We start from the raw sequence: 24,655 nt of genomic DNA, 5'->3' as shown, positions 1-24,655 counted from the left end.
AAAAGTTAAAGTCCTTTATAAAATGAGCAATAGCCAAACATATAATCCGGTTAACGTAATGAATAATGTTGGGATAGTAAGAACAATACCAACTTTAAAGTAATATCCCCAAGAAATTTTAAACCCTTTTGTTGAAAGAACATGAAGCCATAGCAAGGTTGCTAAAGACCCGATAGGCGTAATTTTTGGACCTAAATCTGATCCAATGACGTTTGCATAGATTAACGCTTCTTTCATAACTCCGGATGTATTTGTTTCAGCAATTGCTAACGCATCAATCATAACAGTTGGCATATTGTTCATAATCGACGACAAAAATGCTGCAATGAATCCCATCGAGATTGTGGCAATAAACAAACCTTGTTCTGCCGTGTACTGAATAACATTAGCCAGTACGTCTGTTAACCCAACATTGCGTAACCCATAAACGACTACATACATTCCTACAGAGAAAAAGACAATATCCCAGGGAGCTCCTTTTACAACTTTAACAGTCTCAACCGCTGAACTTCTTCTCGCCATTAGAAGGAAGAAAATCGCAACAATACCCGCTATAATCGAGACCGGGATTTCCAATGGTTGACTTGCAAAATAGCCAATCAGTAATATCACAAGCACACCCCAGGACAAACGGAACATTTTATGATCCTTGATTGCTTGCTCTGGTTCTTCCAGTTGATTTACATCATAGTTTTCTGGAATGCTTTTCCTAAAGAACAGATAAAGCATCAAGATGCTTGCACCTATTGAAAAGAAGTTCGGAACAATCATCCGTGTAGCATATTCAATAAATCCAATTCCAAAGAAATCTGCCGAAACGATGTTAACCAAATTACTCACAACAAGTGGTAACGAGGCAGTATCCGCGATAAAACCACTCGCCATAATGAATGGCAGAATCATCTTTTCTTTAAAGTTTAAGTTTCTTACCATTGCGAGCACTATCGGTGTGAGAATCAGCGCAGCTCCATCATTAGCAAACAAGGCTGCAACAACAGCACCTAGAAGAATCACATAAACAAACATTTTCTTCCCATTACCTTTGGCTATTCTAGCCATATGGAGAGCAGCCCATTCAAAGAAGCCAATCTCATCAAGTATAAGGGAAATAATAATAATTGCTACAAAGGCCAGTGTCGCATTCCAAACAATATCCGTTACAGCTAACACATCCTGAAAGTCAACGACGCCTGCAATTAACGCTAAAATTGCTCCTCCACAAGCGATCCAGCCAATGCCTAAGTTTTTTGGCTGCCAAATCACTAATACAAGCGTAAGTATAAAAATAATCGTTGCTACAATCGCTAAATTCAAATGAATCCCCCTACAAGTCGCACTGGATACGTAACCCCGCATCCTCCAGTGCACATAATTTCTCTTTCTGATCAGGTATCTGTTCCAAAACCTGTTGAATGATCGGATATGTCGAATGAGACGTATTTAATGAGTAAAAAATCCATTGTCCTCTCCGTTGCTCCTTCACAAGATCAGCATCCCTTAGTTTTCTTAAATGCTGGCTAACAGATGGCTGACTCATTTGCAGAACCTCAACAAACTCACATACACAACATTCACCATCTTTTACTAATCCCATAATAGTTAAGCGTGTTTTATCGCCTAAAAGCTTTAACGTTTGGGTAGCATTATCTAATTCAATTATCGTTTTTTCCATGAGCTTCACCTCGTATAATTAGTATATTAGCATATGCTTATATTCGCAACAAAAAATAACACATTTCTATCAACTTTTTTTCCGTGACTAATATTTAAAAATCTAAATAAAAACCTATTATAGGATGTACTTTCATTTTATTTTAGAAGAAGTGTGATCTTCAACAATATGGCCCTTTAATTGAATAATCCCACACATATAAATTACATCAAATTCATTTCTAATACGTTATAAGGATTATAAACTTCCAGCCAGTTTTCAGTTTTGGCAATCAGCCATTCATCGACCTGCTCCAAAAACCCTGTTAATTCTTTTGTGTTAGCAATGGGGGCAATAGCATACAGCAGTGCTTGTCTCATTTTAGGTTCTTTGTCTGGATAATGTTTTGAGAATAGCTGATACGCCGGATATAAATCCCTTGTGTATTGTTTTTCCTCTTCAATTACAAGTGCAAGTCCTGCTCTGACTATAATTTTCATAATCCAGCTGCAGCAATCTAAAATATCTTCTCTATCATGATTATCTTCGAGGTCTTCCTTCGCCTGCTCAAGCTGTTTTTTTAAATTGACCAAATGATGATTTGCAAGTTTTTTGTCTGCCTTATAAGATGGAAGCTGACAGGTAAAATCCTTACCGTAAACGCACACACTATGCGTTTTCAGCATGAATGGAATAATCGAAAATCTGGATGTTACCATAACATCTTTTTTCGGATAAACACTTATCTCAACACCGTTTACGCAATCAAATTTAGCATTTATATCCTGTTCGGATTCATCAACCCATTGCAAATCCATGGAATTCACGTTGTCATTTGTAATAGCTATGGTGTCCAAATCCGAGATACCTTTAATAGCCTGTCCATGCGGAATAGATCCCCGCACGTAAATACTATGCAAACTTTCACCAAGGTGGATTCGATAACAGTTGATTGTTTGATTTAACACCTTATGAAATTCCGGACTGATTTTTTGTGCACTGGCTGTATTGACTATATAACCAGATTCATTGATCTTGCAAAAACTACCGATTTTCCTTATTTTTGTCAACGAACCGCTCCTTCTTATTCCCTATTATATTTTCATTTTTGCATAGGGTTTCCGGGCTTTTCTTCTATTAATTATGTACCTAAACACCCAAATGCTTTCAATAACTTATACCTGTTTACAGCCAATATTCCTTTCCATTGTTGTCTGGCAACCGCATACGCTTCCGAATAACTGCCCCAGTTCCATGAAATATCCCATGTGCCATCGTCGGATAATTGATCGATATAAAATTGCAGATTCTGTTCAACCAAGTTACCAAACTTTTCACATAGCGGATGTTCCGGACCATCTATGAAATCCAGCGGAAGCGGTTTATAGCCGGTTGACCATGCAGAAACATCACGCTCAACACAGTTTTCGGCAAGTGTCATAACTTTTCGGAAACATCTGCTAACAAGTAATCAGAAAGTTTCCTGCCAAATGTTTGCTCATATGGTTTCATAATTTTTACCAACTGCTGAAAATTATTGATTTCATGACTGTCCATTGTTTCGCTTTGCATCACATAGTTGGCAGCCTTTTTGATTACCTCCCAGCCGATTCTGGAAGTTTCACTTTCTTCAGGTGACCAGTGCACCAGAAAAGCAGCCAGCTCTGCGCCCGGGTTATACATCCAGTTCTCCTGTACACCATCTTTCCAATGCCACCATGGAGCATGCGGATAATCATTTGTTTGCGGATTTACAGTCTGCCATAGTCCTGCTGACCTGTCATAAGTATTTTCGAGAAAAGAAAGCATTGATTTCACTGTCTCTTCTTTGCTTATTGCACCGATTTCCATTAATATTTGTCCCGCTGACCATGTTGCTATGGAAGATGAATGAGGCAAACAAAAATCAGGTTCCAAGCCGTTTCCAAATCCTCCATCTTCATTTTGAAAAGCTGACAAATAATGGATGATCTTATCAGCTGAACCATCTTCGAAAAAATACTCCCATCTTGTCGCTTCCAACGGGCGCGCATTTCTTTTGATCCATGCAGCGGTTTTTTGAAATGATTCGGGTGAGATTTTCATGTTGATTTATCCCTCCAATCTTCAATCTTTAATAATCCGTTTATACACTTTATTCCGTTCCAAAACCTTACATCCGTTATATTGAAAGGTTTTAAGCATTGGGGCATTATTGTGGCTGGTATTGCCAATATAGTAAGTTGCTTTAAATTGATTTTTTAAGAGCCACAAGGCCTGCTGATGAAGATATTTGCTTTTTTCCAATCCCCGTACTTCGGGGACCAGTCCAAAATAAAATATTCTTCCCTCTTGCTTCAGCCCAGGTTCTATATGTGGCATAATAACCCCAATTGCTTTACCTTCTTCATACGCTACTATGCATGAATCTTTATATTTCGGGCCTAATTCGACTTCAACACTACGCAACTGTTCATCCATGGTTAGAGAAGAAGGAGCATTTAATGAGCCCTTCATGGATTGTTGCCAAACGTCCTTAAAATCACTTTCCGATAACTCATTTAACGTTTTTAATGTAAATACCTGTTCCATTGACTTAAGATTGTCTAATTCCATCCAGACCGTGACATTCTCATCATGCAGCCTGAATCCGTTATCGAGTAAAAATTCATCCGCATTATCACTGAATTTACTTGCGATTAGAATACTTACATGTCTTGTGTTTTTGATAGCTGGTTGATTCAGGAAGTCTGTTACAAGACTGATAAATTCATGCTCGGACAGGTTCTTTGTATCTTCAATTGTTACAAAGTTATCGCCTTTGACGATCTTTATTTTTTCATATAATTGATCTTTTGATTGTTTCATAAACATCACCAGTTTCAATTAGTATCGTGGAAAACTATTTTGAAATAACTGTTATCATTTTAACACAAATATTCGGAATTGAAGATATATAAATAAGAACAAACAAATCGCTTATTTCAGAATTAAAAAAAGCAGCCAAACGGCGTATTGATTAACCGTTTGGCTGCTTTTAACCTTCTAATAATATTAGACTTTCAGCACAAGCTGGCGGGCGAAGAAATACAGATATGTTTCCTTCACCGGTTCATTCCAGATCTGTTCAATTGCGTGCCGGTACAGATCCATTTGTGTTTCATACCGTTTGGTCAGTTTTTCTTTCACTTGATCATTTACTTCCTCATGAATGGCATCAGTCTTATAATCCAGGATGATCCAGCCATCATCTGCAGGGATGACACAGTCAATCACACCCTGGACCAGCACCTGTTCATTCGTATCACTTGACCAATTGGCATAAACATCTTTAGCGGATAGTGACAGACTGAATGGAACTTCCCGGTAGATGCTTGATGCATCCATGATTCGTTCCGCAATTTCGGTCTGGTAAAATTGCTCAATCGTCGCAGTATCAATTACTTCCGCTTCCTGCGGTGTCAAAATTTCGCGGGCAGTCAACCCTTCAACAAATTCTTCAATTTCCGCTGCACGCAACGGCTTATTCATCGGGATATGCTGCATCACAGTATGCATGGCAGTTCCGCGTTCTGCGGCTGTAATCGTTCGCTGCTTTTGCATGAATGCAGGTCTTCTGGTAATCGGTGGACGGAATGGCTGTACCAGCTGATCCGAGCTGTATTCATCCTTCAACTCCCGCTGCCGTTTAATTTCCGTAACGGTTTGCTTGGCCCGGGAAATCGCTGCTTCCCGATATGGATAGCTGTATGAAAGCCGCTTATTAACCTCTTCGTCAAGATCCTCGTCCTCCAGATCCAATGGCTCCCACCCGATTATATTTTCTTTCCGTTCCAGTTCCGCTTCTGCATCGGATTCATCCAAATTAACCAGTGAGCTGCCATGTACAATGGTTACCTTCCATTCGGATGGGTCAATCCGGATTGCTTCCAGCACTTTATCTTTCACATCTTCCGTTCGCAAAACATCATTCGACTGGTGTCGTATTAAAGCCGGTCCGACCCAATCCAGATATGTTTTCGACTCAATCCGGTAATGGGCGGGCAGTATCCACTCAGCATGGTCTAAAATACGCTCCCATTTCTGCTGTTTCTTTTCGAATGATGCGACATTGCCGACCATGACAAGTTTTTCCTTTGCACGGGTCATTGCCACATACAGAACTCGCATTTCCTCGGCAAGCAGTTCACGAAGTTTCTCCTTTTGCAAAGCATGGTAGTACAACGTCGGATACGTAATCCGTTTTACCGGATCAATATACTTGCTTGCAAACCCGAGATCTTTGTGCAGCAAATACCGCTGGCGCAAATCCTGCTGATTAAACTGTTTGTCCATTGCTCCTAAAATAACAACCGGAAATTCAAGTCCTTTACTTTTATGAATCGTCATAATCCGGACGACATCTTCCTGTTCACTTAATGCCCGTGCTGCACCCAGGTCATCACCGCGCTCTTCCATCCGCTCAATAAAGCGAAGAAACCGGAACAAACCGCGGAATGAGGTTGTTTCATAACCCCTTGCCCGATCGTACAATGCCCGAAGATTAGCCTGGCGCTGGCGTCCGCCCGGCATACCACCGACAAAATCGTAATATCCGGTTTCCCGGAATATTTGCCAGATTAATTCAGACAATGCCCCTTGTCTTGCTGCAAGCCGAAAGCTTTCCATCTGTTCAAGAAACCGGCTGATTTTTTTGGATGTAGCTCCAGTATTTTTTTTCTGATAAGCGTGGAGTGCATCAAAATAGTTTCCGCGCTTATCAGCAAGTCTTACAGATGCCAGCTCTTCCTCATCCAGTCCGACAATCGGCGACTTCAGAACGGATGCAAGTGGAATATCCTGTCTTGGATTATCGATTACTTTGAGGACATTAATCATGATTTTCACTTCAATTGCTTCAAAGTAACCAGTGGAAAGCTCCGCATAAACGGGGATTCCCTGTTTTTTCAATTCATCCACAATCGTTGGTGCCCATGTCATCGAACGCATCAGAATTACGATGTCACGATATTGAATATCACGCTGTGTGTCCGTGTTTTTATCATAAACCTGCAGCGAATCAGTATCCTCCCAGCCGATCCAGGCTTTGATTTTTTCGGCATAGGCGCGTGCTTCAAGCTGTGCTTTCTCCAGATCCCGGTAATCCTCTTCTTCCGGGGATACTTCCTCTTTTTCTTCAGGTGCTTCCCGGTCAATCACAATTAATTCCGGCTTCGGTTCAGAATATGGCAGTGAATCATACATTTTGTTGGCGTAAATCAGTTCGGCATCCTGATCATATGCAATTTCGCCAAGTTCCTCATCTAAAATCTGCCTGAAAATATAATTGGCACCGGCAAGTACTTGTTCACGACTCCGGAAATTACTGGCCAGATCAATGCGCTCTGCCGGATTCTCTTCCCCGGCAAAGCGTTTATATTTATCGATAAACAGTGATGGCTCAGCATGACGGAATCGGTAAATACTCTGTTTGACATCACCAACCATGAACATATTCCCCGGGCCGGCTTGGTCGCTGATTAGCGTTAAAATAGTTTCCTGGACCAGGTTTGTATCCTGATATTCATCGACAAGAAGTTCGGTGAATTGTTCCTGTAGTGCTGTGGCAACACCTGACGGCACAATATTTTCCGGTGTCGATGCATCGTCACATAATAGCTGCAAACAGTAATGCTCCAGGTCGGAAAAGTCAACAATTCCACGTTCACGTTTTTGCTCGGTAAACCTTTCCTTAAATTGCTTCACCAATTCAGTTAGCTGTTTAATTACAGGAGCGAGCTCCTGCATGTCAGCTGCATGACCTTCCAGATTCCGGCTGAACCAGTTGTCCTTCATGTCATTCCAGCGTTTTTTATAGCTGTTGCGGAGGTTTTTCACCTGTTCTTTTTTGGCTTCATCACAGTCCACCCGTTTGCCGGATAATTTCGCAAAGGAACTATCCGAAAAGTGTGCCTGAAGATCATTCCACGAACCAACCTTGGCTAATGCTTCCTCAAGGCTGAGCGCATCTGATTCAATCGCATCTGCATAATGGTATGGACCATCGCTTTCTTTTGTAAGCTCCATGGCCAGGTTCACTTCTTCACGCATCGCTTCCAGTTGATTTCGCACTTCACGTTTCATAATGGAAAGCCAGGATAATTCTGATTCCTTCCATTCAGAAGGGATATTATAGACTTCTGCAAGCTCCTCCAGCCATCGCTCCGGCCACGGATTTTGCATGGCAAATGTATATAAATCCAGTACCAGTTCCTCCACATCTGTATCACTGCGGTCACTGGAAAAACGGTCGACTACCGAGAAAAAACGCTGCTGTTCAGGACCGTCTGCACCATACCAGTCTTCAAATAAGTCATCAATTACTTCCTGCTTTATCAAGTCTGCTTCCATGTCATTGGCAATGCGGAATGCGGGATCGATATCAAGCAAGTATGCGTATTGTTTAACAACATCCAGACAGAAGGAATGAAGTGTTGAAATGGATGCCCGCTGCAGCAGGGACAGTTGCTTTTTTAAATGATTGGATGACGGATCCTGTGCCAGCGCATGTTCAAGCGCTTTTCCAACCCGATTCCGCATTTCCTGTGCGGCAGCATTCGTAAAAGTTACAACGAGCAATGAATCTATGTCAACCGGACTTTTCTGGTTTAGTAATTTTTGAATAATCCGCTCCACCAGAACGGCTGTTTTTCCAGAGCCGGCCGCGGCTGCAACAAGTACATCTCTGCCAGCTGTGTAAATCGCCTGTTCCTGTTCCTTTGTCCACTTAACCATTACATCTCCTCCTTATGCCGGAGTTTCTCCAGAATTTCATCGTCCTTCATGTCGGTCAGTTTCCGGTAATTGTTTTCCTCAAGAAGCGGATCAAATTGACAGACTGACAAAAACGGGCAATACGTGCACGCATTATTCTGTTTATGCTGAAACGGATTCAAATGCACGCCGCCGGATGTCATATCAATCCCCGCCTGCATCATCAGGTGATGAATATGCTTTTGTAGACTGCTGAATGTTTCATTGTCAGCGACTTTCGAATGGTTATAAAAACCGCCTTTACGTTTCACACCGGCAGGAACGATTCTGCTTGTTCCGGAATCCAGCGACGTATCCATCAGTTTGACAACTTCTTCATCCGATAATAGCAGACCTTGCATTTTATATTTCTTGAAGATTTCCTTTTCAATTTCATCGTCTGTCATTTTCAATTTGCCGGATACCATCGGGTTATGCACGTGGAAATAAAGCACCCCTGCCGGTGAAGCTTTTACCCCAAGCCATTTTTCGGAATGCGATAAAACAACATCAAGGTATGTCAGCATTTGCAGGGCGAGACCGTAGTAAACGTCAAGCAAATTCAATCCTTTGGCACTGGATTTATAGTCAATAATCCGCAAAAACAGGTCGTCATGATTCAGTGCTTTATCGACACGGTCAATCCGGCCGCGCAGCATCAGTTCAAATCCATTTTCAAGCGGCAAAGTTACCGGTGGAAGTCCTCCCGTTTTCTCATCAAATCCGAAGCCAAGTTCCAATCCTACTGGTGAAAATTCACTCTGTCTGGACTGCTCACTCAAAATATACGTGGCCCTTGTAATGACTTCCTGCAATTTTTGCTGAATATATTTATAACGATTCGAACTATGCAAAATTTGATGCTGCAGGATTGGTGCCAGATTATCTACCGCTTTTTTGGCATAGCCCGCACTGTCCTGTTTCGTAATCTTTGAAAAATCGCTGCCTTCTTCCTGTATCCATTCGGTAATTTTTTTCAATGCCTCATGGAAAAGCTGCCCGATGTCCGGTGCATCCAATTTATATGTTTTCCGTTCGTCAAGCTTCAGACTGTATTTGGCAAAGTGCTGATATGAACAGCGATAATACGTTTCCAGCCTGGAAACACTAGCCTTCACTTGTTTCGGATACAATTCCTCCGTAGTCCTTTTTGTTAAATTGACCGGTCTGTTCCGGTAATACAGACTTTGGAGAATCGTATAGGTCGTTCCGTATTTCGGATGATGGTGTATATACCAGTTCAACACATGCCACCAGACAGGTTTAACCGGATACCCTTTCCGGCTGCGTGCCAGTTGTGCAGTTAAAGCTGCCCTTGTTTTAACCGGTGATGTGATAAATCGGTCTGCTTCCGTTAACTCATCCGGATCCTGCAGCAATAAGTGATCACGAAGGACTGGGAAAAGGTCCTCCATCCGATTGATCATCTGGGATGGCATTTTCGACTTGCCTTCTTCATCACTTAACGGGTAGCTGACCCAAAGATAGTCGCTTGCTGCAGTAAAGGCAATATACATATAAAACCAGTCGTCCAACAGCTGACGTTTGCTGGATTCAGCCAACTGTACGCCGTGACCGGCAAGCAATTCCCGTTCGTGTTCATTAATAATTCCTTCAGACTGCGGCTTCATTGGCCATGTTCCATCATTCACGCCAAGCAAAAATGCACATTTCATCCCGCTGATCCTGGAACGATCAATCGTACCGGCAATAACATGATCCATACTTGGCGGGACGTGGGCAAATGTCAGTGAATCAAACCCGGCATCAAGTGCAGCACGGAATGTCTCCAGTGTCATTGGTTCATTCCCTGCCATCTCAACCATTTCATCAAACAGCTGAATGACCGCATTCCATACCTGATCCTGTTCACGTGCCTTCTCTATCTGACCGGCATCATCGAACATTTCACGCATATTCTCCAGTTGCTGCGGGACTTCCAATTGTTCCAACAGCAGATAAACCGTTTCACACAGTTCCTGTACTGTTGCTGCATCCCGTATATCCCGGTCAAATTTCCGGAGTGCCCGGACCACCTGATTCCGGTACGTATTAATCCGTTCCTGTGTTGCTTTTTCCGTATCAGTCTGTGCCGATTGCTCAAAGCCCCGAAAACGCTGAAACAGCCATTCCTGCTTGTTCATCCACCGCTCGCGTGACCGAATACCGTATTCCAGCACATAGTTTTCCAGTTCATCAATCGCATCATCGGTAAGCGGGTATTTAGGATTGTCAGCAGGGATATATCCGGTTTTCAATACACGAAAAACAGCATCATAGCGCCAGTTTCCTTCCACAATATCCAGTACAGATCGAATTAATTCAATCAGTGAATGATTCATCATCGTACGCCGTTCATCGAGAAACACCGGAATCTCGTAATCATTGAAAATAGTCGCAATCAAATCATGATAGATATCAGTTTGCCGGACAAATACGGCCATATCCCGAAATTGATAGTTTTCTTCCCGGACAAGTCGCAATATTTCCTGTGCTACCCCTTCCACTTCAGCTCTCGGGTGCACCGCTTCAGCAATTTGTACTGGTACGTCCCCACTGTATTCCGGAGCGGGACGAACATCAAAGTTTTGCTCCAAATGCTGAAAATATGGCCGATCTTTAAATTTACCGTTTTCCACATCCATAACTACCGAATCTTCCATGCCAATTCCATTCTCCTGAGCAATCGCGCGGAGATTCTGATACGTTTCTTTCGTCTGGTAAAATAAGTCCAGCTCGGACATCCCATCTGCAACAGGGGTATTTGTAGTCAGTGCCACCGTAACCGATTTACATTTCTTCAGGAGCTCTTCAACAACAAGCAGCTCTTTCGGTGAAAACCGGTGAAAACCATCCAGATAAATGTCCGCGTCTTGCAATACAGACGTATCGGCAATCTTATCTGCAAGCAGTTGAAGCTGATCCTCACTATCAATATAGTTATCCTTCAATGCGCTTGTAAGCCGTTCATATATGTAGACAAGGTCCTGCAATTTACCGGTCAATGCAGCCTCCCCTGATTCTTTATGTACAAATTGATTGATCTGTTCAATTTGCCCATCCAGCATATCCGGTGTAATCCGGTAGCGCTTAAATTCAGTTATCATTCCTTCCAACTGCTGCAGAAAACCTTGCTTTTCCAATGCCTTCTGAAAAATATGCCAATCCGTTTCTTTTTCCTCGATAATTTTACGGAGCATCATCTGAATCCCGACTGAACTGATGAACTGGCGGGTGCCTCCGCCTGTTTCCTGCAGAACACGCCAGGCCAGGCGGGAAAAACTCACGACCTGTGCACGGATACTTCCATGTATCTTATTATCCTTAAATAATGCATACTCCTGCTGAAATGTCATTTGATCAGGCACAATATAAAAAATTGATTTACCATGCGGGTTATCCGTCAAATTATCTTTTATCTCATCTAAGATGCGGCCGCTCTTTCCAGTACCGGCCCGGCCAAGTAAAAATCGCAATCCCAAAGTGGCTCCCTCCCTTTATCGAACGAAAAAAACTCTATCTCCTATTTTAACAGAGATAGAGGCTTTCTTATAATTATTTTACTGTCAATCGGCAAATGATAAGTGCAGCTGGGAAACCGGCCAATACGTAATATCAACCTTTCCAACAAGTGTGTCCTGTGATACAAAACCAAATTTGCGGCTATCCAGACTGTTATCGCGGTTATCACCCATGACAAACAGTTTGCCTTTGGGAACGGTTGTTTTTCCGGTAGTTCCCTTTAATGTAAAATCTTCCGTATATGGTTCCGCAGCACTGACCTTTTTATATGGCTTCAGAAACTTTTCTTCCACATAATCACCATTTATGAAGAGTTTATCGTTTTTATACACAATTTTGTCACCAGGCAAACCAATCACCCGCTTCACATAATCCGTTTGTTTATTGGCATGAAATACAATCACATCAAAGCGGTCAACATCCGACAAATCGTATACCACTTTATTTACCATGAGCATATTTCCATCGTAAAGCGTCGGTTCCATTGATTCACCTTCTACTACATAGCTGGCAAACAGATAAGATCTGAATACAAATGCCAATGCAGCAGCCAAGACGACAACGGGTATGATTTTCAGAAAAAATTTTCGTATCATTTGATTTTCCTCCAGAATCATTTCTCATTGTCCATCATACCCAATTCGAACTATTTCTAATCCTTATCAGACAGTTCTTTGACCAAAGCTTTATGCTGCAGCCGTTTCTCGATAAACTTTCCAATCAGCCAGAACAACACAATACAAGCACCTACAATAATCGTTTTTACCGGTTTTTGGGCAAATTCCCATATGCTTGATCCAACATAGGATATGGAAAAAACCATCACTGACTTTCCGAGTAAAACCGCAAGAATAAATTGCTGTTTGCTTATGTTGGACAAACCCGAAACAACATTAATAACGGAAGATGGGGAAAACGGAAAACACATCAACAGAAACAGCGGCCCAAACCCGTGCCGGTCCACCCAGGCTGTAACTTTACGGACCTGTTTATTTTTTCGTATCCACATAAACAGTTTTTTGTCCCCAAGCCTTCGCACAATTAAAAACACCAGTATCGCTCCTGAGCTTGTTCCTGCCCACGATAATAAAAAGCCTTCCAGAAGCCCGTATGCCGCAGCGTTAGCAAACACAAACACGACTAACGGCAAAAACGGCAAAAAAGCTTCCAAAAACGGAAGAATAATCCCTGGCAGTGGTCCGAAACTTTCATACTGTTGGAGCAACTGCATAATATATTCATCAAGCTTGTCCTGCTCCAATAACGTTCTCCAATTAGCTATGCTGAGATTAAACAAATACATTCGACAAAGTCCCCTATTCATCTGAAACAATTAAATGCTGCATTGTCTAGCTTATCTATTTTTATTTTAAATTAAACCTTGTCATCTGCATAGCAATAAATTCAGGCCTTTTTCTTTCCGTAAACTTTTTTATTGTATTTTTTAGTGGTTTTATCATATAATAATTTTAGAACAAACGTTCGATTATTGGAGGGGTCATCATGCGTTGTCTTAATGAAGAAGAATTACGGTTGGCGTCACGCTTTCTGTTTCTCTCGATGGCAATGGTTGTTATACAGCAGGATATTCAACATATCCAAAATGGATCGTTTAAAATAAAGGAGCCCTACATGGGACTTCTGGAAAAAATGAATACGGAAGCATCAAATGAACGCAGACAATTGCGAAAAGACATGCAGAATCACAAACTGAAAGTCGTTACATTAAATAAGAATGATTCATTTTCATCTTTTCTTTTTCTGTGTAATGGCCGCGAGGAAAAACGGAATTACTTCAATCCGGCTATCCGTAAAAAGGTGGAAGTCATTATCCAGGAACTTATGCAAAAGGCTCTGCCACCATCTCACCATTCTGCTTCAGCAAATACTTAATCCGGTTATCGAGCAGATATCTGAACTGTGCGGTGCGCTGTATCTGATTGAGCATGGAGCCATATGAAACCGGAATTGTAATTCGTCTGCCATTTTTAAAAAGGATTTCTGTCTCATTTTGATCCACCTTCGACACCTGATCTATATGGGAATGGGCAATCCATGAGCATTTGGGATTTGCAGGTGAGGTTGTTGGAAAAAAGTACATGCCACTGGAAGGATCGACAGCAATGGGGGCCTTGTGTGTAAGGCCGCAGATATCACGCGTCCCGTCCTGCCTGCCGCGGAGACTTGCTCCGAAATATTTGCACGCATTGTCGATGATCTTGCTTGAAGAGACTAGTACCGTATAGTCGGTCTGCTCCTCCAATACACACGTCCTGGAGTTTCCATCCATATCAAATTGTGCCAAAACTGCCATTGTGAGAGGGGTTACTTCGTGTGTCGGAGAATAAAAATCATTAAACTCCATGTTACTCATCTGAATTCATCCTTTCCCTGTTTCAGGAAAAAGAAAAAGGCCTACTACTAATTTACCAGATTTTACACAGAAATGGTATCGTTTTTGCAATTTTCAACACATTTTTGATAATATTTTCCTATTATTAATCTGATGACGTATCTTTGCTGCTGTCATGCGTGTCATCCTGAGGATTTTCAGTCACCTGATCGACATGAGCATGGAAATCGGGATTCAACAGTGTAAATGTTGCCAGTTCCGGTAACGTTTGATCTTTCTTCATTCAGCACCATCCTTTTTAGTAGCAGTATGCCTGGATGGCGGTGTATTTATGCAAAAAGAAAGATGCTCCGGATCAGGAGCACCCAGTCAACTATTGGTTCACTTTGTCACGAAGGCTTTTCCGCAACACTTTTCCCGTTGTGTTCTTTGGCAATTCTTCCATGAATTCAATACGGGATGGGACCTTATATTTTGCCAGATGCGCTTCACAGAATTCGTGTAAAACAACTTCTTTCAATGCTGGATCTTTCGGTACGACAAAACAGACAACCGATTCGCCCGTCTCCGGATGCGGGGCACCGATTACAGCTGCCTCCTCTACACCGGGATGGCCATACAGCACTTCCTCCACTTCACGCGGATAAACATTGTAACCTCCCACCAGAATCATATCCTTTTTTCGGTCAACAATATAGAAGTACCCTTCATTATCCATCCGTGCCATATCCCCTGTATACAACCAGCCACCGCGTAATGCCATATCGGTCTCTTCATCCAGCTTGTAATAGCCTTTCATAACATTCGGTCCGCGAACAGCCAATTCGCCAACTTCACCCACCGCTGCTTCTTCACCAAATTCATTCATCACTTTATTTTCAACATTTAGGATGTTCTGCCCGATAGATCCGGGCTTTCTGGGGCGGTCCAGCGGATTGAAACAAGTAACCGGTGATGCTTCAGACAGCCCGTAACCTTCAGAAATCCGCACATTAAATTTTTCCTCAAAATTTTTCAGCAATGCAACCGGCATGGATGAACCACCGGAAATGCACAACCGGATTCCGGCAAAATCGTCCGTATGGCCTTCAGCACTTTGCAATAAATAATTGTACATAGTTGGGACACCGGCAAAAATGGTTGCCTTTTGGTCAGAAGTAACCCTGAATATTTCCTGCGGTGAAAATTTCGGCATAATCAGTACCGTTCCGCCGTTCATTAGAGGGGCATTCAACGAAACGGTTAAACAGAACACATGAAACATTGGCAATGCTGCAACGACACAATCATCCCCATTAATCGACAAATAATCCGCCGTATCTTTTGCGTTGGAGTAAATGTTTTTATGGGAAAGCATCGCACCCTTTGGTTTACCTGTTGTTCCGGATGTATACAGAATGATCGCTGTGTCCTCATCATCCATTTCCGGCAAATCAACGTTCATGCTTCCCGCCTTGGTTAATTCCGTAAATGATTTCATTTTCAGGGCAAGTGAACTTTCAGCAAACGATTTACTTGATCCGGTATCACATACGATGTAATGTTCAACATTTAGCAACTGATCCGCGATTCCCTCGAACTTCTCCATCAGTATATCCATCGTAATTATACCCTTGACATCACCATTTTTTAAAATATAGCCAAGCTCACTCGGCATGTACATCGGGTTAATCGGTATAACAATCGCTCCAATCCGCAGTGCACCATACATTGCAATGACATAATACGGACTGTTTCCAACTGCAAGCGCAATATGATCCCCTTTCCGATAGCCTAGATCATGCAGGCTGGATGCAAACTTGGAGACCATCCCCTCCAGTTCCATATAACTAGTCGTAGAATCCTGAAATACATATGCGTTTTTTTGCGGATGCTCTTTTGCTGTTACACTCAGTTGTTCTGTAATATTCATCGTATCTTCTCTCCTCTGCCTGATATATGAATGAATAGCCATTCATTTCATGGGTAAAAAATTTAAAAAGACCCCTTAGTCTTTTTTCTTTTTCGGCAAACTTTATAATTTTTAAACTATTTAAAGTATAAAATAGCATTGGACATATTACAAGTGGAAGCGCTGACATTCTTGTTTAAAACCATAACCTGAATCCCCGGCGGAGGGGTATGTTTTTGATTGGAAAAACAAACAGTTCACCAATATATTCGGTGAACTGCTTAATGAATTTAATATAACAAGTTAACAAATTCTTCTTTGGAAATTTTTCCAAGGTAATGCGGAACATCAACATCAGCCAGTGCCTTTTCAATCGCTTTTCGTTCGTGACGCACACCGATAAGCTTCTGTTCAATGTCTTTAACTTCACCAACCCCGAAAAAGTCCCCATAAATTTTACAGTTTTCAATAAGACCGTTTTTCACATCCAGCCGAACATCAACAAGCCCCCCATCAAACTTATGGGACTCCTGGATATTAAATTTCGGTGACTTTCCATAGTTCCAATCCCAGTTCTGGTAGCGTTCTTTGGAAATCTGACGAACATTTTCCCAATCTTCATCAGTCAGTTCGTAACGTGGAACATCCTTTACATCTTCCACATCAAAGATATAACGTAAAATCATTTCTTTGAACTCATGCATCGTGATTTTTTCATCCATAAATTCGGAAATGTTTGCTACACGGCTGCGGATGGATTTGATTCCTTTTGATTTTATTTTTTCCATTTTCACATTTAATGCGGAAACAACGTTCTCTATTTCCGAATCAAGCATTAGTGTGCCATGGCTGAACATGCGTCCTTTTGTGGAGAACATCGCATTCCCCGAAATTTTCCGTCCGTTCGCAGCAAGGTCATTCCGCCCCTGTAATTCTGCTGGCACGCCAAGATTGTTTAACGCTTCAACCATCGGCTTCGTGAATTTAGCGAAGTTCTGAAAACTTTCGCCGTCATCTTTTGTAATGAAACTGAAGTTAAGGTTTCCTTCATCGTGATAAACAGCACCGCCGCCGGACAGACGGCGAACCACTTTTATCCCGTTCTCATCCACATAATTGGTATTTATCTCTTCAATTGTGTTCTGATTTCGCCCGATAATGATGGACGGTTTGTTAATATAGAACAGCAAATATGTATCCTTTTCACCAAAGTTTTGCAGCACATATTCTTCCAGTGCAAGATTTATGGTTGGATCTGTTATGCCTTTATTATCAATAAATTTCATGTTGTGACCTCCCAAAAGTTTATCCTAACTTTATTGTAATGGAAATCCCCTTCCCCGGCAAAAAAAAAAGTACCGGCATGACACGGATTGAGACGATTAAGACATAGATAAATGTTTTGGGAGAAATATATCATTCAGTCCTATTTCTCCCACGTCAAACCCGCTTCTGCCAGATGAACTATTCCTGTAAAAATTTCTTTCGCTTCATTGACCAAATCACTATTATTGCCATATTGCGGCAAATGGCTGAGTATAAGTTCCCCCGCATCTGCTTCCCTGGCAATTGTTGCGCCGTCGCTGCTGTTCATATGACCGGCCTTTGATCCATCTTGACCGGCATAAAAATTGCAATCTGTGATAAGCAGGTCTGTATCTTTCACAAAACCATACCAGTCTTCCGTAAAAGTAGTGTCCGCTGTATATACAATTTCACTTTCCCCATCGCTAATGCGCATGCCAAAACATGGTACAGAATGCTTTGTCCGCTGGAATGCAAGTGTAAACGGCCCAATTTTCAATTCTTCATTCGGATCATACGCGATTCCTTCTGTACAGTTATGTGTTAATGATTCAAACCCTTTTTTGTCTTCAGCATGACCGTAAATCGGTAAAATCTCATCATGTCCTGTAACATATGAATTCACCAGCCAAGCGTATTGTAACACTCCAATATCGGCAACATGATCATGGTGGTAGTGTGATAGTACAACAGCATCCAAATCCATCACTTCTTTGTATTTCTGCAAATTGGATAATGACCCGCTGCCTGCATCCACCAGTAATGAAAAGTTATCCTTTTCGATTAAATAAGCTGACGTAGCCCCGCCTGGTGCGGGATATCCGCCCCATTGCCCAATAATGGTTAACTTCATAAAAGATCACCTCAATTATTTTTTAAAATTTGTTGTAACACAGTGTTGACATTCAGCATACTGTTATAATACAATGTATTCAATAAATACTTCAGAGGAGGATTCACATGAATAACGTCGTTGAGTTTTTCAGAAATTTGCCCAAGAAGAAGTGTCATAACTGCGGTAAGGCTATGCATGAAAAAGCAGATTGCTACGGTAACCTTTGTGACGAATGTGATCATCCGGCAAGATAATATTCGATTTGAACGGTTTCAAAACATGTTCCTTATTTAAATTGTACTATAACACATTTTATAATTTCGCGTGCCATTCATTTGACACGCGATTTTTTTGCAGTCCAGGAAATTACAGAATTTTCACCTGAGGATAATTAACATTATCTGATTAGCTGCGTCCAGCTCCAGTGCCCAGCAACTAGCAAACTTCACACTCCTCCACTCCGATAAAGAAGACTTGCCGATTGGTGAAACCAGAGGCTTAGTCGCACTTATACCCTTGTGGTGAAAGTCAACATCGGTTCGGATTTTAAGAAAGGCCGACTAAAACCGGCCTTTGCGGCCAACGTCGGCACACCCCTATGAAGGGGCGTGTTTCCTTTATCTCATTGCGATTGGAGGAAGATCGGCTAAAACCGCCGCTTTGCGCGGCAACGCCGACCCACACTAAATGGCATGGCGCAGTTTGTACGTTGCTAAACGGGCGCTTACGCTTTTGTTTCATGCACGCATTTCTGAAAAATCATATCATTCTGCCTGTACTTATTTTATACTATTAGTAGGAATTGTAATCAAATGCAGGAGGTAATATTATGGTAAAAACAGCTGAACGTATGAAACGCACGGATGTGCCAACAGAACAAACGTGGGACCTGGCAGATCTTTTCGCAACAGATGAAGACTGGGAAAATGAAGTATCCGTACTACAGGCGCATATAAGCGAAGTAACACAATTTAAAGGGAGAATGACAAAAAAACCATCCACCCTATTGAAGTGTCTTCATGCATTGGAACAGTTTCAACAACGACTGATACGTGTTGCAGCATACGCCAATTTAAAAGCTGCGGCAGATGGAGCAAGCCCAAAAAATCAAGGTGACTCAGCAAAAATCTCCTCGGTACTTGCCGGAATCAGTTCCAAACTCTCCTTTGTTGAATCAGAGCTTCTCGAGCTGAGCAAAGATGACGTGGATTATTTCTTGGAGAAGGAACCTAAGCTGGAAAAGTTCCGAAAAATGCTTGATGATATTCTGGAAAAAAAGCCATTTTCACTCGCACCAGAAATTGAAGAAACATTGGCGGCCCTAAGTGAGGTACATAATGCTCCATATATGATTTATCAGCGGAGCAAATCATCCGATATGGATTTTGAATCCATCACCGATGACGATGGCGAATCCCTGCCGATGTCATTTGCACTATACGAGGATCGTTATGAACTGTCACCGGATGCCGGAATCCGCAAGCGGGCATATGATTCTTTTATCAAAACATTAAACCGGTACAAAAATACGTATGCCGCGACCTATGCAACGGAAATTACGGAACAGACAACAATGGCACGTCTTAGGTCGTATGATTCTGCAACCAAAATGCTGCTTCAAAAACAGCAGGTTACCGAAGAAATGTACCACAATCAGCTGGATATCATTCAGGAAGAGCTGGCACCACACATGCGGCGTTTTGCACGGCTTAAGAAAGAAAAGCTTGGACTGGATAACATGCATTTCTATGATTTGAAAGCACCGCTTGATCCGGACTTCAATCCGGAAACAACATACGATGAAGCGGCATCAACCATTCTGGAAGCATTGCAGGTTATGGGACCGGAATACACGGAAATTATGAAGCAAGGCCTCTACAATCGCTGGGTGGATCGGGCTGATAATGTCGGGAAAGCCACCGGAGCATTTTGTTCCAGTCCGTATGGTGTGCATCCGTATATTTTAATCACTTGGACGAACACGATGCGGGGTACTTTCATTTTGGCACATGAACTTGGACATGCCGGGCATTTCTATCTCGCTGGCCAGAATCAGAATTTATCCAATATGGGGCAATCCACGTATTTTGTCGAGGCGCCATCAACAATCAATGAGCTGCTGCTGGCAGATCATCTATTGCAAAAAACAGACGACAAACAAATGAAACGCTGGGTAATCAGCCAATTGCTCGGAACATATTATCATAATTTCGTGACGCACTTATTGGAAGGCGAATTTCAGCGCAGTGTTTATTCCCTTGCTGAAGAAGGCATTCCACTCACAGCAGATGTCTTATCCAAACAAAAAAGGGAAGCACTGCAAAACTTCTGGGGTGATGATGTCGTTCTGGATGAAGGTGCTGAGCTGACATGGATGCGACAGCCGCACTATTATATGGGCTTGTATCCATATACGTACTCTGCCGGCTTGACTGTATCCACCGCAGTCGCACAAAAAATCAAGAAAGAAGGACAGCCTGCTGTTGACCAGTGGCTATCTGTTCTCAAAGCGGGAGGTTCCATGAAGCCGCAGGAACTTATTGAAAAAGCCGGTCTTGATATGACAAAACCTGATGCAATCAAAGAAGCAGTCGCATATGTCGGAAAGCTCGTGGATGAACTGGAAAAAAGTTATGATTAACATGACAAATGTGCTCCTGATTAACTAGGAGCACATTATTAGTGTCGTTCTGTTGATATGTTCGCTGTTCTATCTATATAATCTTTATTCTGTCGATATAATCCTTGTTCTATCGATATAATTCTGGTTCTGTCGATACATTCACGTTTCCACCGATTTTTTTACCCGGCAAATACCAGAATGCGCTGATTGATGTTAAAATCATTCAGCGCACACCCATTTTACCCACGTAAAAACGCCAGCACTTCTTCTGCAGTTTGTTCACCTTGTCCAATACAATCCGGAACACCGACACCTCCGTATGAACTTCCGGTGAGATAAACACCCGGCAGCTCACGATCCATGTCGGCACGGACGTTAGCGATCCGTTCATTATGTCCGACAGTATATTGCGGCATTGCATTTTTCCAGCGCGTAATAACACTGAATTCAGGCTGCTGGGTAATCTTCATTGTCTTCTTCAAATCACGCAGAACGATATCTGTAATTTCTTCGTCACTCAGATCAACAACGGCCTGGTCATCAGGGCGTCCGACATAGCAGCGCAGGAGGACTTTTCCATCTGGTGCAGCAGTTGGCCATTTTTTGTGTGTCCAGGTGCATGCGGTAATCCGGAAGTTGCTGTTGCGGGAGACAACAAATCCGGTTCCGTCAATATCCCTCTTGATGGCAGATTGATCAAATGCCAGTGCAACATTGGCGACAGACGTTGCTGGTACATCATTAAACACATCAAAAAAATCATACTGGCTGAACATTTTCGGAACTGTGTAATGTGGAGTTGCCATAACGACTGTGTCTGCTTTATAAACTTCCCCGTCACTAAGAAGCAGGTGATAGCCATGATCTTTCTTTTCAATGTGGTCTATTGCTGTATTCAATGAAACAATTGAACCGAGTTCCTCGGAAAGCCGGTCAACCATCGACTCCAGACCGCCTGTAAATGAAAAGAACGCGCCAGGCTTCTTGCCGGAAGATTTTTTTGGTTTCGGGGTGGTTTTCCGCAGCCCTTTAATCAGACTTCGATGTTCCTGTTCCAGTTGATAAAAATTCGGAAATGTTGCCAGCAGACTCATATTGTCAAGGCTCCCCGCATAAATTCCGGAAAGCAGCGGTTCAATCAGATTCTCAACCAGTTCATTACCGAAACGGTGCCTGAAAAATCCGCCCAGTGTCTGATCACCTTTTTTACCCTTCGGCAGCACAAAGTCCATTCCCGCACGAAGCTTTCCTGTCGGGGAAAACATTTTAGAAAACAAGAACGGCCGAACATTGACAGGAATCCCCATATAGGCCCCTTTCGGCATCTTGTGCAATTTATTTTTCACGAGAATATAAGATTGGCCTGTACCATTTCGTACCAGTTCTTCACCCATACCAAGTTCTTCGGTCAAATTCACAGCAGGCTGCTTTCGCGATAAAAATGAATCCGGACCTCGTTCAATTGTAAAACCATCACGTTTCACTGTTTTGATTTTTCCGCCCAGCCGGGAATCAGCCTCAAACAACCTGACTTCATATGGCAAATTATTCCCTTTTATTTCTTTTTGCAAATAATAGGCAGCAGATAACCCAGTTATTCCGCCGCCTATAATTGCGATTTTTTTCATTTCGTTCATTGAACCTCACGCTTTACTTTTTTCAGTACGACATTTGATAATGTCTCGATGAATTGCGGGTGCACGTTCGGCATTTCCGGACGATGATATGCCGCTCCAATTTCTTCGCAAACCACTTTACATTCATAATCATTGTCATACAATACTTCCAGGTGGTCGGCAATAAATCCGACTGGTGCATAGACGAAGGACTTGTAACCTTCTTTTTCATAAAGCTCACGGGTTAAATCCTGCACATCCGGTCCAAGCCAAGGATCAGGGGTATTCCCTTCACTCTGCCATCCGATGGCATAATCCTTAATACCTGCTTCTTCCGCAATCAGGTTTGCTGTCTCTTTCAACTGATCCGGATATGGATCACCGTTTTGTAAAATTTTCTCCGGCAAACTGTGTGCGGAAACAATCAGAACAGCTTTTGCACGTTCTTCAGCAGACATTCCGTCATAAACATCGCTGATCTGATTCGCCCAGTATTTGATAAATCCTGGTTCATTATACCAGCTTTCAACAGATTCAATTGTAATGCCATGCTTCTCAGCTTCATCTCCGGCACGTTTGTTATAGGCTTTAACACTGAATGTCGAATAATGTGGTGCGAGTACAAGCGAAACTGCTTCCTTTATACCGTCTTCCGCCATTTGCTGAACAGCATCTTCGATAAATGGAGCGATATGTTTCAACCCGACATATACGCTGTATTCCACATCTTCTTGAATTGCATTTAGGTTAATCTCCAATGCCTTGGCCTGCTCCTGTGTAATTTTGGCCAATGGTGAAATTCCGCCAATCGCTTTGTAGCGGTCTTTCAAATCTTGCAGTGCTTCCTCCGACGGCTTTCGTCCATGTCGGATATGCGTATAGTACGGCTCAATATCCGCTTCCTTATTCGGGGTTCCATATGCCATTACCAGTAATCCAACTTTTTTCTTTTCCATGTCAGCCACCTCTTTTGTTTCAAAAAATTATCGTCTCGAATACGTGTGAATCAATTCAGTCAGTTTTTTCAGTGTTGCCGGGTTTACTTCAGGTGTTACGCCATGTCCCAGATTAAACACATGATTGCCATCCTGAATCGATTCATCCAAAATTCCTTTTGTTCGCTTTTCGATCGTTTCCCAGTCGGAAAGCAATATCGCAGGGTCAAGGTTGCCCTGCAAAACCTTTGCAACTCCCATATCCCGTGCTTCCGAAATGGATGTGCGCCAGTCCAGACCAATTACATCCACAGGCAAGTCATTCCATTCCAGAAGCAAGTGCCGTGCCCCAACACCAAATACAATCAGCGGAACATTTTCTTTCCGCAATTCTGTGAAAATCCGATTCATTACCGGTTTTATATAAAAACGATAGTCAGCGGCATTCAAAGCACCGACCCAGGAATCGAAAATCTGAACAGCCCTTGCTCCAGCGTTGACTTGGGCTTGTACATATGCAATCGTCATATCAGCCAATTTATCCATTAAAGCAAACCAGACATCCGGTTTACTGTACATCAAAGCTTTTGTTTTGGCATAATTTTTTGATGGGCCGCCTTCTATCATATAGCTTGCCAATGTGAATGGAGCACCGCTGAAACCAATCAGTGGAACATCAAGCTGTTCTTCACTCAACAGGCGAATCGTTTCCAATACGTACGGAACATCACTTTCCGGATGAATTGATCCAAGGTTTTCCACATCGTGAAAGGTTGATACAGGATTGTGTATGACCGGACCGATTCCCGATTTGATTTCCACATCAACACCAAGTGCCGGTAATGGTGACATGATATCCTTATACAAAATAGCTGCATCAACACCATAATGCTCGACCGGAAGTCTTGTAACATACGCACAAAGTTCCGGCTGATGTGTGATTTCAAAAAGGGAATACTTTTCTTTTAATTCCCTGTACTCTTTTTGCGATCTGCCCGCCTGCCGCATATACCATGCAGGCGTATAATCAGTTGATTCTCCCTTATACGCCTTAATGATTGAATCGTTTATCGTTCTTGACATTTATTTCACCCTTTTTATCTGCTGAACAGTCTGCTATTACTATATCGATTTCCATATCCCGTGTATAGCA

Annotated in this window: 21 protein-coding genes; 3 read left to right on the top strand and 18 right to left on the bottom strand. The window is 42.3% G+C overall.

The window, feature by feature from the left end:
- Positions 1-15: 15 nt before the first annotated feature.
- The 10 genes from B1K71_RS05680 to B1K71_RS05640 all read right to left on the bottom strand — a co-directional run bounded on the left by B1K71_RS05680 (position 16) and on the right by B1K71_RS05640 (position 13,247).
- Positions 16-1,314 carry an arsenic transporter gene (locus B1K71_RS05680; protein ID WP_139343305.1) on the bottom strand — a complete coding sequence of 433 codons (1,299 nt, stop codon included), beginning with the start codon at positions 1,312-1,314 and terminating at the stop codon, positions 16-18.
- A 10-nt stretch (positions 1,315-1,324) separates the two neighbouring features.
- Positions 1,325-1,672: an ArsR/SmtB family transcription factor gene (locus B1K71_RS05675; RefSeq protein ID WP_077325019.1), complete on the bottom strand. Its 348-nt coding sequence runs from the start codon at positions 1,670-1,672 to the stop codon at positions 1,325-1,327.
- Positions 1,673-1,875: 203 nt separating this feature from the next.
- Positions 1,876-2,721 (bottom strand): nucleotidyltransferase, encoded by an 846-nt coding sequence (locus B1K71_RS05670; protein ID WP_077325018.1) that lies wholly within the window; start codon positions 2,719-2,721, stop codon positions 1,876-1,878.
- 71 nt (positions 2,722-2,792) lie between these two features.
- On the bottom strand, positions 2,793-3,092 hold the full coding sequence (locus B1K71_RS20115) for a hypothetical protein (RefSeq protein WP_245799174.1): 300 nt from the start codon (positions 3,090-3,092) through the stop codon (positions 2,793-2,795).
- Positions 3,089-3,736, bottom strand: coding sequence for a hypothetical protein (locus tag B1K71_RS05665; RefSeq protein WP_245799173.1), 648 nt, complete (start codon positions 3,734-3,736; stop codon positions 3,089-3,091). Before B1K71_RS05665 ends, B1K71_RS20115 begins: the two co-directional genes overlap by 4 nt.
- A gap of 21 nt (positions 3,737-3,757) precedes the next feature.
- Positions 3,758-4,498: a hypothetical protein gene (locus B1K71_RS05660; protein ID WP_077325017.1), complete on the bottom strand. Its 741-nt coding sequence runs from the start codon at positions 4,496-4,498 to the stop codon at positions 3,758-3,760.
- A 186-nt stretch (positions 4,499-4,684) separates the two neighbouring features.
- Entirely contained in the window at positions 4,685-8,404 is a 3,720-nt protein-coding gene (gene addA, locus B1K71_RS05655) for a helicase-exonuclease AddAB subunit AddA (protein WP_077325016.1), read from the bottom strand.
- A complete protein-coding gene (gene addB / locus B1K71_RS05650) occupies positions 8,404-11,904 on the bottom strand; it encodes a helicase-exonuclease AddAB subunit AddB (RefSeq protein ID WP_077325015.1) in 3,501 nt (1,166 codons plus the stop codon). Before addB ends, addA begins: the two co-directional genes overlap by 1 nt.
- Positions 11,905-11,988: 84 nt before the next feature.
- Positions 11,989-12,540: a signal peptidase I gene (gene lepB, locus B1K71_RS05645; protein WP_077325014.1), complete on the bottom strand. Its 552-nt coding sequence runs from the start codon at positions 12,538-12,540 to the stop codon at positions 11,989-11,991.
- Positions 12,541-12,596: 56 nt separating this feature from the next.
- Positions 12,597-13,247, bottom strand: a complete 651-nt coding sequence (locus B1K71_RS05640) for a TVP38/TMEM64 family protein (protein WP_077325013.1) — start codon at positions 13,245-13,247, stop codon at positions 12,597-12,599.
- A 200-nt stretch (positions 13,248-13,447) separates the two neighbouring features.
- On the opposite strand from B1K71_RS05640, the gene B1K71_RS05635 reads away from it, so the two are divergent.
- Positions 13,448-13,837 (top strand): hypothetical protein, encoded by a 390-nt coding sequence (locus B1K71_RS05635; RefSeq protein ID WP_077325012.1) that lies wholly within the window; start codon positions 13,448-13,450, stop codon positions 13,835-13,837.
- Here B1K71_RS05635 and B1K71_RS05630 read toward each other — a convergent pair.
- The 5 genes from B1K71_RS05630 to B1K71_RS05615 form a co-directional block, all read right to left on the bottom strand.
- Positions 13,785-14,318 (bottom strand): competence protein ComK, encoded by a 534-nt coding sequence (locus tag B1K71_RS05630; protein WP_245799172.1) that lies wholly within the window; start codon positions 14,316-14,318, stop codon positions 13,785-13,787. The two genes, B1K71_RS05635 and B1K71_RS05630, sit on opposite strands and share 53 nt — an antisense overlap.
- 124 nt (positions 14,319-14,442) lie before the next feature.
- On the bottom strand, positions 14,443-14,580 hold the full coding sequence (locus tag B1K71_RS19830; protein WP_175631842.1) for a hypothetical protein: 138 nt from the start codon (positions 14,578-14,580) through the stop codon (positions 14,443-14,445).
- A 90-nt stretch (positions 14,581-14,670) separates the two neighbouring features.
- Entirely contained in the window at positions 14,671-16,209 is a 1,539-nt protein-coding gene (locus B1K71_RS05625; protein WP_077325011.1) for a fatty acid--CoA ligase family protein, read from the bottom strand.
- A gap of 269 nt (positions 16,210-16,478) precedes the next feature.
- Entirely contained in the window at positions 16,479-17,474 is a 996-nt protein-coding gene (locus tag B1K71_RS05620) for a lipoate--protein ligase (protein ID WP_077325010.1), read from the bottom strand.
- 140 nt (positions 17,475-17,614) lie between these two features.
- Positions 17,615-18,346 (bottom strand): MBL fold metallo-hydrolase, encoded by a 732-nt coding sequence (locus tag B1K71_RS05615; protein WP_077325009.1) that lies wholly within the window; start codon positions 18,344-18,346, stop codon positions 17,615-17,617.
- 107 nt (positions 18,347-18,453) lie between these two features.
- Here B1K71_RS05615 and yhfH point away from each other — a divergent pair, with 107 nt between their 5' ends.
- Both yhfH and pepF read left to right on the top strand, forming a co-directional pair.
- Positions 18,454-18,582 (top strand): protein YhfH, encoded by a 129-nt coding sequence (gene yhfH / locus B1K71_RS05610; RefSeq protein ID WP_077325008.1) that lies wholly within the window; start codon positions 18,454-18,456, stop codon positions 18,580-18,582.
- 575 nt (positions 18,583-19,157) lie between these two features.
- Entirely contained in the window at positions 19,158-20,969 is a 1,812-nt protein-coding gene (gene pepF, locus B1K71_RS05605; protein WP_077325007.1) for an oligoendopeptidase F, read from the top strand.
- Positions 20,970-21,190: 221 nt separating this feature from the next.
- Here the strand turns inward: pepF and hemY are convergent, their stop codons facing one another.
- From hemY to hemE, 3 genes are read right to left on the bottom strand one after another with little or no spacing between them, the layout of a single operon-like run.
- The gene (gene hemY, locus B1K71_RS05600; RefSeq protein WP_077325006.1) at positions 21,191-22,588 is read right to left on the bottom strand and encodes a protoporphyrinogen oxidase; all 1,398 of its coding nucleotides are present in this window, start codon (positions 22,586-22,588) and stop codon (positions 21,191-21,193) included.
- Entirely contained in the window at positions 22,585-23,523 is a 939-nt protein-coding gene (hemH, locus tag B1K71_RS05595; RefSeq protein WP_077325005.1) for a ferrochelatase, read from the bottom strand. Before hemH ends, hemY begins: the two co-directional genes overlap by 4 nt.
- A 27-nt stretch (positions 23,524-23,550) precedes the next feature.
- A complete protein-coding gene (hemE, locus tag B1K71_RS05590) occupies positions 23,551-24,585 on the bottom strand; it encodes a uroporphyrinogen decarboxylase (protein ID WP_077325004.1) in 1,035 nt (344 codons plus the stop codon).
- Positions 24,586-24,655 lie beyond the last annotated feature (70 nt).

The sequence above is a fragment of the Virgibacillus siamensis genome, from assembly GCF_900162695.1.
In the GTDB taxonomy this organism is placed as follows: Bacteria; Bacillota; Bacilli; order Bacillales; family Amphibacillaceae; genus Lentibacillus; species Lentibacillus siamensis_A.
The sequence above is the reverse complement of the archived record's forward strand: the minus strand, read 5'-3'. Positions and strand labels throughout refer to the sequence as shown.

Bases quoted from the DNA above. Each gene is read 5' to 3' on its own strand.
- B1K71_RS05675 (WP_077325019.1), bottom strand. From the start codon at position 1,672: ATGGAAAAAACGATAATTGAATTAGATAATGCTACCCAAACGTTAAAG.
- B1K71_RS20115 (WP_245799174.1), bottom strand. From the start codon at position 3,092: ATGACACTTGCCGAAAACTGTGTTGAGCGTGATGTTTCTGCATGGTCA.
- B1K71_RS05665 (WP_245799173.1), bottom strand. From the start codon at position 3,736: ATGAAAATCTCACCCGAATCATTTCAAAAAACCGCTGCATGGATCAAA.
- B1K71_RS05660 (WP_077325017.1), bottom strand. From the start codon at position 4,498: ATGAAACAATCAAAAGATCAATTATATGAAAAAATAAAGATCGTCAAA.
- addA (WP_077325016.1), bottom strand. From the start codon at position 8,404: ATGGTTAAGTGGACAAAGGAACAGGAACAGGCGATTTACACAGCTGGC.
- lepB (WP_077325014.1), bottom strand. From the start codon at position 12,540: ATGATACGAAAATTTTTTCTGAAAATCATACCCGTTGTCGTCTTGGCT.
- B1K71_RS05640 (WP_077325013.1), bottom strand. From the start codon at position 13,247: ATGTATTTGTTTAATCTCAGCATAGCTAATTGGAGAACGTTATTGGAG.
- B1K71_RS05635 (WP_077325012.1), top strand. From the start codon at position 13,448: ATGCGTTGTCTTAATGAAGAAGAATTACGGTTGGCGTCACGCTTTCTG.
- B1K71_RS05630 (WP_245799172.1), bottom strand. From the start codon at position 14,318: ATGAGTAACATGGAGTTTAATGATTTTTATTCTCCGACACACGAAGTA.
- B1K71_RS19830 (WP_175631842.1), bottom strand. From the start codon at position 14,580: ATGAAGAAAGATCAAACGTTACCGGAACTGGCAACATTTACACTGTTG.
- B1K71_RS05625 (WP_077325011.1), bottom strand. From the start codon at position 16,209: ATGAATATTACAGAACAACTGAGTGTAACAGCAAAAGAGCATCCGCAA.
- B1K71_RS05620 (WP_077325010.1), bottom strand. From the start codon at position 17,474: ATGAAATTTATTGATAATAAAGGCATAACAGATCCAACCATAAATCTT.
- B1K71_RS05615 (WP_077325009.1), bottom strand. From the start codon at position 18,346: ATGAAGTTAACCATTATTGGGCAATGGGGCGGATATCCCGCACCAGGC.
- yhfH (WP_077325008.1), top strand. From the start codon at position 18,454: ATGAATAACGTCGTTGAGTTTTTCAGAAATTTGCCCAAGAAGAAGTGT.
- pepF (WP_077325007.1), top strand. From the start codon at position 19,158: ATGGTAAAAACAGCTGAACGTATGAAACGCACGGATGTGCCAACAGAA.
- hemY (WP_077325006.1), bottom strand. From the start codon at position 22,588: ATGAACGAAATGAAAAAAATCGCAATTATAGGCGGCGGAATAACTGGG.
- hemH (WP_077325005.1), bottom strand. From the start codon at position 23,523: ATGGAAAAGAAAAAAGTTGGATTACTGGTAATGGCATATGGAACCCCG.
- hemE (WP_077325004.1), bottom strand. From the start codon at position 24,585: ATGTCAAGAACGATAAACGATTCAATCATTAAGGCGTATAAGGGAGAA.